The organism is Embleya sp. NPDC050493, assembly GCF_044458105.1.
Taxonomy (GTDB): domain Bacteria; phylum Actinomycetota; class Actinomycetes; order Streptomycetales; family Streptomycetaceae; genus Embleya.
Genome location: NZ_JBITHP010000066.1, coordinates 1 through 8,943, shown reverse-complemented (window position 1 = coordinate 8,943; position 8,943 = coordinate 1). Strand labels below are relative to the sequence as shown.

Here is an 8,943-nt window from a genome sequence, read left to right as displayed (position 1 = left end):
CGGTTTGGGCTCTATATCTGCGACTTTTAGTAGGGGTCCGGTCGGCGTGGTCTGGTGGCCCAACTCCCCGGGGGGGGCGGCGCCCCCCGGCGCCGCCCGGGGGGTCAGGCGTCGCGGTCGGCGCGACGGTCGGTGACGAGCGTGGTCTCGGCCGAGGCCAGCAGGTGCCGCAGGCCCTCGTCGGTGTCCAGTGCGCCGTCCTCGCCCACGTCCAGGAGCCGGCTCAGCCGGGCCGCGGACTCCTTGCGGTCGATGCCCAGCAGCAGCGCCGGGTCCTCCGGTTCGCCGCGCACGTCGAGCACCCGGATCAGGATGTCGCCGCGCAGGAACACCGAACTGCTCGCGATCGGCCCGGATGCGGACGCGATCACCCGTTCGTCGTGCCGCTGGAGCACGGTGGCGGCGGATTCCCCGCAACCGTGCCGAACCGGGTACAGCAGCGCGCGGCGCTTGGTCGACGCCTTCGCCGACTTTCCGGCCGGCGCGTTCAGGTGGTACGCCTCGGCCAGCGAGGAGCGCATGAAGAACGCCCGGGCGGCCTCCGAGTCGTTCAGGTCGCGGGCCTCCTCCAGATGCGGGTTCAGCAGTTCCTCGGCGGCCCGCACCTGCGGCTGCTCGGCCACGTGCCGCAGCGCGGCCCGCAGGTCGCCCTCGACCTCGATCGCGCGCACCACCCGGTTGCCGAGCATGAACACCGACGTGCGGCGCAGCGACGTCGTGGCGTTCACCCGGGCCGTGGGCGACTTGTAGCCGGCCAGGATCTCGGCCACCTCGGCCTCGCTGCCGGGCTTGACGGTGAAGGTCAGCGCGCAGCGGACCACGCCGGGCGCCGCCGGGGCCGCGGCCCGCGCCTTGTCGGCGGCCCCGGCCCTGGTCGGGCCGGCCTTGGCCTTGTCGGTCGGGCCGGCCTTGGCCTTGTCGGCCGCCTTGGTCTTGCCGGTCACCTTGGCCTTGCCGGTGGCGCCCGCCTTGGCCTTCGCGCCCGCGGCCCCCTTGGTGATCGCCGGGCCGGCCGCGTCCGCACGCAGGTCGGTCTCCCGGGCCACCGCGAAGCGCAGCGACCGGGTACCGCGCACGCAGCCGTGCAGGGGCTGCACCATCACCTGGTGCTCCGGGCTGTCCACCCAGGCCAGGTATTGGGAACTGCCTTCCCACTCGCTGGTGATCAGCCACTGGGTCGGGTCCTCGATCGACTGGCACAACTGGTCGCGCAGGTGGCCCGGTACGGCGGCCACCTGGTGCCGAATGCGTTCGTAGGCTTCGAGGAAGCGCTGCTCCGACCCCTCGTGCAGCTCCAGCATGAGCAGTACCCGGAGCTTGGACGTGGTGTCGGCGGTGGGATTCGCCGCGGAGTGGACCAGGGTGTCCATGTCATTCCTTTGGTCATGGGATTCGGCCTGCGTGGTGGTGCCCGGTACGGGCGATCCCGGGGGACCGGGCCGCGCCGAAGCCGCCCGGGGAACGGGGATGCGAAGGTGTGACGCCGTGCGCCGCGCCTTGCCGCGCGATGCACCCGAACACCGACCGATCCGTCCGTCGGGGACCCGGCCTCGACTTCGAGCGTGGCGGCGAATCATCACTCTCTGCATCTTTTGAGGGCATATGAGTGACATTCGCCACGAGGAACCGCTCTTCCGGGTTCAACGGGAACACGAGGACACCGACGGACCGCGACCCCGCAGCGGGGTGGCGTCCGCAGTCCTCGCCAACGCAGGAGAACTGATGAATCCCGAGATCGAACACCGGGTACCGGTCCTGGTCGTGGGCGGCTCGCTGGTCGGGCTGTCCACGTCCGTGTTCCTGGGCCGGCTCGACGTGCCGCACATGCTGGTGGAGCGGCACGCCGACACCTCCCGGCACCCCCGCGGACGCGGCAACAACGTGCGCACGATGGAGTTGTTCCGGACCGCGGGGGTCGAGGACCGGGTGCGTGCCGCGTCCGCCGTGCTGGCCGACAACCACGGCATCCTTCAGGCGCACACGATCGCCGGGGACCGTCAGGAGTGGCTGTTCAAGGAGATCGACCCCGGGGGCGGCCTGGCCCGGTTCAGTCCGAGTTCGTGGTGCCTGTGCAGCCAGAACGACCTGGAGCCGGTGCTGGCCGACTACGCCCGCGAACTCGGCGGCGACCTGCGCTTCGGCACCGAACTCGTGTCCTTCGAGCCGGACGAGGACGGGATCACCGCGGTCGTGCGGACCCGGGCGAACGGGCGGCAGCAGATCGTGCGGGCGGACTACCTGGTCGCCGCGGACGGACCGCGCAGTCCGGTGCGCGAGCGACTGGGCATCGCCGTGTCCGGTCCGGGCGACCTCTTCCACAACGTGAGCGTCACCTTCACCTCCCGCCGGTTGGCCGAGTTCGTCGGCGAACGGCGGTTCATCGTCTGCTATCTGACGAACCCTCAGGGCGAAGGCGCGTTGCTGCCGGTGGACAACGGGGACCACTGGGTCTTCCACCTGCCGTGGCACCCCGAACGGGGCGAGCCGATCGAGGCGTTCACCGACGAGCGCTGCGTCGAGCACATCCGGGCCGCCGCGGGCGTACCGGATCTGGACGTGGAAATCACCGGAAAGGCCCCGTGGCATGCGGCCGAGCGGGTCGCCGAACGCTACCGCGTCGGCCGGGTGTTCCTGGCCGGCGACTCCGCGCACGAGATGTCGCCCACCGGGGCGTTCGGCTCCAACACCGGGATCCAGGACGGACACAACCTCGCCTGGAAGCTAGCCGCCGTGCTGCACGGGCACGCGGGCGCCGACCTGTTGCACACCTACGAGGCCGAGCGCCGACCGGTGGCCCGGGCCACCGCCGCGCGCGCCTCCTCCCGATCGGCCGAGCACAGCCACCCGGGCTACGCCGCTCCCCCGGTGGGCGGCGCCAGGCAGCCCGGCGTGCTGGGTGTGGTGCTGGGGTACCGCTACGCGTCGGCGGCGGTGCTCGGTGCCGACCCCGAAGTCCCGGTGCTGCCCGAGCGGTTCCGCCCGCCCGCCGGCGAACCCGGCAGCCGTGCCCCGCACGTGTGGCTGCACCGGGACGGCGTTCGGCTGTCCACCCTGGACCTGTACGAGACCTCGCCGGTGCTGCTGGTCGGCGCCGGTGCGGCGGGCGAGGCGTGGCAGCAGGCGGCGCGGGCGGCGAGCGGGCGGCTCGGCGTGCCGCTGGTGATCCACCGGGTGGGTACCGAGGCGGAGTCCGCGTCGGTGGACCTGGTCACCGCGCCGGACGTGGACTGGGCGGAGCTGCACGGGGTCACCGACGAGGGGGCGGTGCTGATCCGTCCGGACGGGTTCGTCGCCTGGCGGGTGCCGGCCGCCGAGTTGGACCCCGAGGAGACCATGGTCACGGTGCTGCGCGCGGTGGCGTGCCGGACCGAGGCGGATGCCGGGGTGGGCGGCGAACTCGGCCGGTAGGAACGGCAGACCGAGCGCACCACGGCCGGCCCCGGAAGGCATTCCGGGGCCGGCCGTGGTGCGCTCGGGTGCGGGTGGTGGGACTACGTCGGCGGCAGCAGGTGGGCGAACACCACCACGTTGTCCGTGTAGTCCTTGGCCTTCTTGTCGTACACGCCGCCGCACGTGATCAGGCGCAGTTGGGCGTCGGTCGTCTTCCCGTAGACCCGCTCGTCCGGGAAGGCGTCCTTGGGGAAGGACTCGACGGAGTCCACCGCGAACCGGGCCACGCTGCCGTCCGCGCGGGCGATCTCCACGGTGTCGCCGGGCTTGAGACTGCCGAGCCCCCAGAAGACCGCCGGGCCCATCATCGTGTCGACGTGGCCGAGCACGATCGCGTTGCCCCGGGCGCCCGGGGTGACGCCGTCCTCGTACCAGCCGGCCAGGTTGCGGTCCGCGGCGGGCGGCACTTCCAGCACACCGGAGGCATTCAGGCTCAGCCCGATGAACGGCGCGTCCACCTTGATCCTGGGGATCTTGATCCGCACCGGCTGCGAGCGGCGCATCACCGGCGCCCCGTCGGGGTCCGGGCTCGCCGAGGGTGCGACGGGCGGCGAGGCGCCCGGTTGTGCGGCGGCGGGCACCGGTTGCGGCGGCGGCCCGGAGTCGGTGCTCAGATCGTGCTTGATCATCAGGACGCCCAGCAGGATGGCCGCCACGGCGATCATCATCAGTTTGCCGGCGCTGATGCGGTGGGGCTGCGGGGGCTCGGACTTGTCCATGGTCGGTGCCGGGTCGTGCAAGACGGTCCCTCTCTCCTGGGCCGACGGACCGGGCGATGCCGCGCCGACGGCGACATTGCCGTGGCCACCGCCCCGGTGCGGGGCGGTGGCCACGGTGTGTTGCCCGAACGGGCGGATCAGGCCTGGGCCGCCACCGCACCGGGACGACGGCGCAGGGCGTACACGCCCATGCCGATGCCGCCGGCGATCAGGGCCGCACCCGTACCGAGCGCCGCGCCGTCATCGAGGAACGCGCCACCGATGCCGGTGTGCACGCCACCGTGCGGGCTCTTGTGGTCCTTCCACGACTTCTCGTGCGAGGAGCCTTCGTTGCCCTTGCTTTCGTGGGACTTGCTTTCGCCGCCCTTGTCCGAGCCTTCGCTGTGCTCGGACCCCTTCTCGGGCGTCCACTTCGACTCGCCGGACCAGGACTTCTCCGACGAACCGTTCTCGGAGGCCGCCTGGCCGGAATCGGGCTTCACCGGCGCCGGGGCGTCGGCGTAGGCGGACGGAACCGCCAGGGTCAGGGCGGCGAAGCCGAGGGCGGTACCGGCGACAAGAGCTCGTGCACGACGCATCGTGATTATCCTTCCGGCGCTTCGCGAACTGCCGACGGGCATCGGCACACGGGGATCGGCGAGGCGCCTTACTCACCATCGAACGGCCCTGGCCGACCCGCGACCCGCGTGACTGCATTCGAGGGCCCTTTCTGGGCCTCCCGGGCGGATATCGCGGCCTGCTTCACTCGCCGGGAGCAGTCCGATGTTTAGCGAAGGGTCACGAGTCATCACTTTCGGTAGCCGCGGCGCGGGCGGCAGGCCCTGCCGCGGCCCCGGTGTGCGGATCCGTTGGCGGTTCCGGTCGCGGCCCCGGGCCGGACACGGCCTACGCCGGGACCGTGCACTCGAACATGTGCAGCGACGGGTTCACCGCGCGGACGTCCCGGCCGCGCAGGCCCGCCTGTTCGATCAGGGTCAGCAGACTGTCCTTGGTGTGCTTGCGACCGCCGACGTTGAGCAGCAGCAACAGGTCCATCGCGGCGGTGAACCGCATCGAGGCGGTCTCGTCGACCAGGTTCTCGATGACCACGACCCGGGAACCGGGCGCGGCCGTCGCGACGATGTTGCGCAGCGTGCGCAGGGTGCTGTCGTCGTCCCACTCCAGGATGTTCTTGACGATGTACAGGTCGGCTCGGACCGGGATCTCCACCCGACAGTCGCCGCCCACCAGGCTTGCCCTGGAGGCGAGTTCGCCGCCCGCCCGGAGCCGGGGGTCGGCCGCGGCGACCACGCCGGGCAGGTCGAGCAGGGTGCCGCGCAGGCTCGGGTTGCGCTCCAGGAGGGTGGCCAGCACCAGTCCCTGGCCGCCGCCGATGTCGGCGACGCTGTCGATGCCGGTCAGGTCGAGTACCGCGGTGACGTCCTGCGCGGACTGCCGGCTCGACTGGGTCATCGCCCGGTCGAACGCGGCGGCCGATTCCGGCGCGTCCTCGTGCAGGTAGTCGAAGAACTGCTTGCCGTGCAGAGCCGGGAAGACGCTCTTCCCGGTGCGGACCGCCTCGTCCAGGCGCGGCCACACCTCCCAGGTCCACGGCTCGGTGGTCCACAGCGCGACGTCGCGCATGCTGCGCGGGGCGTCGGCGCGCAGCAGTCGGGACGCCTCGGTGTGCGTGTACCGCCCGTCCGGCTCCTCGGCGAAGATGCCCTGGCAGGCCAGCGCGCGCAGCAGCCGGTGCAGCGCCCCGGGGTGGGCGGACACCGCCCTCGCCAACTCGTCCACGCTCGCCGGGCCCTCGCCCAGCGCGTCCGGGAGTCCCAGGCGCAGTGCGGCGCGCACCGCCGCGGCGGACATCGCGCTGAACGCCAGCTCGCGCAGTCGGGTGGCCGCCTGCGGGGCACTGGTGACGTCGGTATCGGTCATGCTGATCGCCTCTCAACCGGTGGACCATCCGGGGCCGGGCCGGCGGAACTCGACCGCAACGACCCGCGCACCGACGTCCCGGCGGTCCGCGCCGGGGCTGGAACGACTGTGACCCACAGTCGCCGACCTGCCGCCGAGGCGCGGCCGGTTCGGGCCGAGACGCGCCCGGGAGTCATCCGGATGGGCGCAGATCCGGCGACCCGAACGCCGGCTGGGGCGCTTCCCGCGCGGCGGCGTCTCCCTGTTGCGGCACTGCTTTGCGGCGGCACTGCTTTGTGGCGGCACCTCTTTGCTGCGGCACTTCGTCGTTACGGCACTTCCTTGAGGGCCAGGAGGAGTTCGCGGGCGGTCAGTGCGGCCTGGAGTTGCAGGGTGACCTCGGGGTCGAGGGGGTTGGCGCCCAGGAGCTCGCGGATCTGGCCGATCCGGTAGCCGACCGAGTTGCGGTGCAGGTGCAACATCTCGGCGACCGCGGCGCGGCTGCCGTTGGTGGCCAGCCACGCGCTGAGCGTGGCCACCCACTCCTCGCGCTCCAGGATCGGACCCAGGTGCTGGTCCACGAACGCCTGGAGCCGGGCCGGCGGCACTCCGAACAACAACTGGGCCAGGCCCAGCGAGGAGAACATCAACTGCACCTCGCCCGGACGCCGACGAAGCAGCCCGAGCACCGTCTCGGCGTCGTGGAACGAGCGCGCGGTGCCGCGCGGATCGCTGACCGTGGGCCCGGCGGCGGCCAGTACCGGCACATCGCCGACCATGCCCTGAAGCCGGATCCGGATCCGGCTGATCTCCCGCTCGACGTTGCCCGAGAGCACCGCGAGTCCCAGCTCGCCCTCCTGGCGTACCGGCATCTCCAGCCAGGACAGCGCGGTGGTCCAGGTGCGCTGGTTGGGTCCGGCGTAGGCGAACACCACGGCCGAATGCGGGCGATCCAGGTGCAGCCCGAAGCGCGCGGCGGTGCGGGTCACGTCGGCGAGGTTGCGCAGCGCGCCGTAACGCAGTTCGTCGATCAGCCGGCCGGCCGTCTCGGCGGTCGCGGTGGCCACCGCGTCCCGGCGGATCGCCTCGATCGCCACCGCCGTCACCGCCGCGCGCAACAGCGGTTCGTCGTCGGCCGCGCCGTCCGGTTCGCCCAACAGCAGCAGCCCGACCCGGCGTTGCGCCACCCGGACCGCGAGGGCCGAGGCCCGCCAGCCCTCGTCGCAGGTGACCTCGACCACCTTGTCCTCGACGAACACGTGGGCGACGGCGACCGGGGTCATCGACTCGGTGCCGTCGTCGGTGGCGGCGAGTACCCCGCCGTGCACCCCCACCAGTCGGGCGGTCCTACCGGTGCGTTGGGCCAAGGCTCGCAGGATCGCGAGCCAGCCGTCGCCGGAGAGGGCCAGCACGTTCAGTTCCCGCTCGAACGCCTCTGCCCGGTCCGGCACGGGGGTCCGGTGTTCCGTGACTTCTGCCTTGTCGATCATGGATTTCCGCACCTTAGCCGGTCGTTGTTACGCGGAACAGATACTTCGATCGGTCACTTCCCGTTACGTCTTTCGTGGGGCAGGATGCGCGCATGCGAGCCTTCGACCTCGCGGCCGGTGCAAAGGCCGCTGCCCAGGCGGCGGTGCATGCCGCCGCTCCGGATCTGGTTGCCCTCAGTCACCGTCTGCACGCCCACCCCGAACTCGGCTTCGCCGAGGAACGGGCCTGCGGTTGGCTGGGCGAGCAGTTGACCGAGCACGGTTTCACCGTCACCGCCGGGGTGTGCGATCTGCCGACGGCCTTCGTCGCCGAACGCGGCAGCGGACCGCTCGTGCTCGGGATCTGTGCGGAGTACGACGCGCTGCCGGGCATCGGGCACGCGTGCGGCCACAACGTGATCGCCTCCGCCGCGACCACCGCCGCGCTCGCGCTCGGCGCGCTGGCCGACGACCTCGGCATCACCGTACGCGTGCTGGGCACGCCCGCCGAGGAGAACGGCGGCGGCAAGGTGCTGATGCTGGAGCGCGGCGCGTTCGCCGGCGTGCACGCGGCGATGATGGTGCATCCCTCGCCGCGCGAGCGCCTGGACCCGACCTGTCTGGCCCGCGCGCAGTTGCACGTGGAGTACGACGGCCGGGCCGCGCACGCCTCCGCCTGCCCCGAGGACGGCGTCAACGCTGCCGACGCGCTGACCGTGGCCCAGGTGGCCATCGGGCTGCTGCGCCAGCACATGACGCCGGATCAGCGGGTGCACGGGATCACCACGACCGGCGGGCAGGTGCCGAACGTGATCCCCGAGCACACCGAGGCCGCCTACTACGTGCGGGCCGCAACGCTCGCGGGCTTGACCGATCTGGAGGCGCGGGTGCGCGAGTGCTTCCAGGCGGGCGCGGTGGCCACCCGGTCGCGGTTGACCATCTCCTCGACCTCGCCCGCGTACTCCGAGTTCCGGCACGACGGCGATCTGTTGGCCGCGTACGAGCGCAATGCGCTGACCGCGGGCCGCGAATTCCCGCCGGTGACCGCGGCCGACGACCGGCAGGCGGGCTCCACCGACATGGCGAACGTGTCGCTGGCCATCCCGTCCATCCAGCCGCTGGTCTCGATCGACTCGGGCGCCGCCGGGCTGCATCAGGCCGAGTTCGCCGCGTACGCGGTGCGGCCCGCCGCGGATCGGGCACTGCTGGACGGTGGTCTGGCGATGGCCTGGACGTGTGTGGACGCGGCGCTGGACCAGGGCCTGCGCGAACGGCTCCTGGCGGGCGCGCCGGCCGGGGACTGACCCGCCGATGGGGGGCGGGGGGGGGGCCCCCGCCGCCCCCGGCCCGGGGGGGGGGGGGGGGGGGGAACCCGCGCCCCCCGCGGCCGCGGGGCCCCGGCGGGG

7 protein-coding genes are annotated in these 8,943 nt (G+C 72.6%); 2 read left to right on the top strand and 5 right to left on the bottom strand.

Going from position 1 to position 8,943, the window contains the following annotated elements; genetic code table 11:
* Positions 1-104: 104 nt before the first annotated feature.
* A complete protein-coding gene (locus tag ACIBM5_RS46975) occupies positions 105-1,370 on the bottom strand; it encodes a SchA/CurD-like domain-containing protein (protein ID WP_396012839.1) in 1,266 nt (421 codons plus the stop codon).
* A gap of 352 nt (positions 1,371-1,722) precedes the next feature.
* Between ACIBM5_RS46975 and ACIBM5_RS46970 the strand changes: the two genes are divergently transcribed.
* Complete coding sequence (locus ACIBM5_RS46970; protein WP_396012838.1) at positions 1,723-3,408, top strand: FAD-dependent oxidoreductase; 1,686 nt, start codon at positions 1,723-1,725, stop codon at positions 3,406-3,408.
* An 83-nt stretch (positions 3,409-3,491) separates the two neighbouring features.
* Here ACIBM5_RS46970 and ACIBM5_RS46965 read toward each other — a convergent pair whose 3' ends face one another.
* The 4 genes from ACIBM5_RS46965 to ACIBM5_RS46950 all read right to left on the bottom strand — a co-directional run bounded on the left by ACIBM5_RS46965 (position 3,492) and on the right by ACIBM5_RS46950 (position 7,558).
* Positions 3,492-4,190 (bottom strand): class F sortase, encoded by a 699-nt coding sequence (locus ACIBM5_RS46965; RefSeq protein WP_396012837.1) that lies wholly within the window; start codon positions 4,188-4,190, stop codon positions 3,492-3,494.
* Positions 4,191-4,306: 116 nt separating this feature from the next.
* Positions 4,307-4,747, bottom strand: coding sequence for a hypothetical protein (locus ACIBM5_RS46960; RefSeq protein WP_396012836.1), 441 nt, complete (start codon positions 4,745-4,747; stop codon positions 4,307-4,309).
* A gap of 307 nt (positions 4,748-5,054) precedes the next feature.
* Positions 5,055-6,089, bottom strand: coding sequence for a methyltransferase (locus ACIBM5_RS46955; protein ID WP_396012835.1), 1,035 nt, complete (start codon positions 6,087-6,089; stop codon positions 5,055-5,057).
* A gap of 308 nt (positions 6,090-6,397) precedes the next feature.
* The gene (locus ACIBM5_RS46950) at positions 6,398-7,558 is read right to left on the bottom strand and encodes a PucR family transcriptional regulator (protein WP_391589520.1); all 1,161 of its coding nucleotides are present in this window, start codon (positions 7,556-7,558) and stop codon (positions 6,398-6,400) included.
* Between the two features lie 92 nt (positions 7,559-7,650).
* Between ACIBM5_RS46950 and ACIBM5_RS46945 the strand changes: the two genes are divergently transcribed.
* Positions 7,651-8,841 (top strand): amidohydrolase, encoded by a 1,191-nt coding sequence (locus ACIBM5_RS46945; RefSeq protein WP_391589519.1) that lies wholly within the window; start codon positions 7,651-7,653, stop codon positions 8,839-8,841.
* The last annotated feature ends 102 nt before the right edge of the window (positions 8,842-8,943 follow it).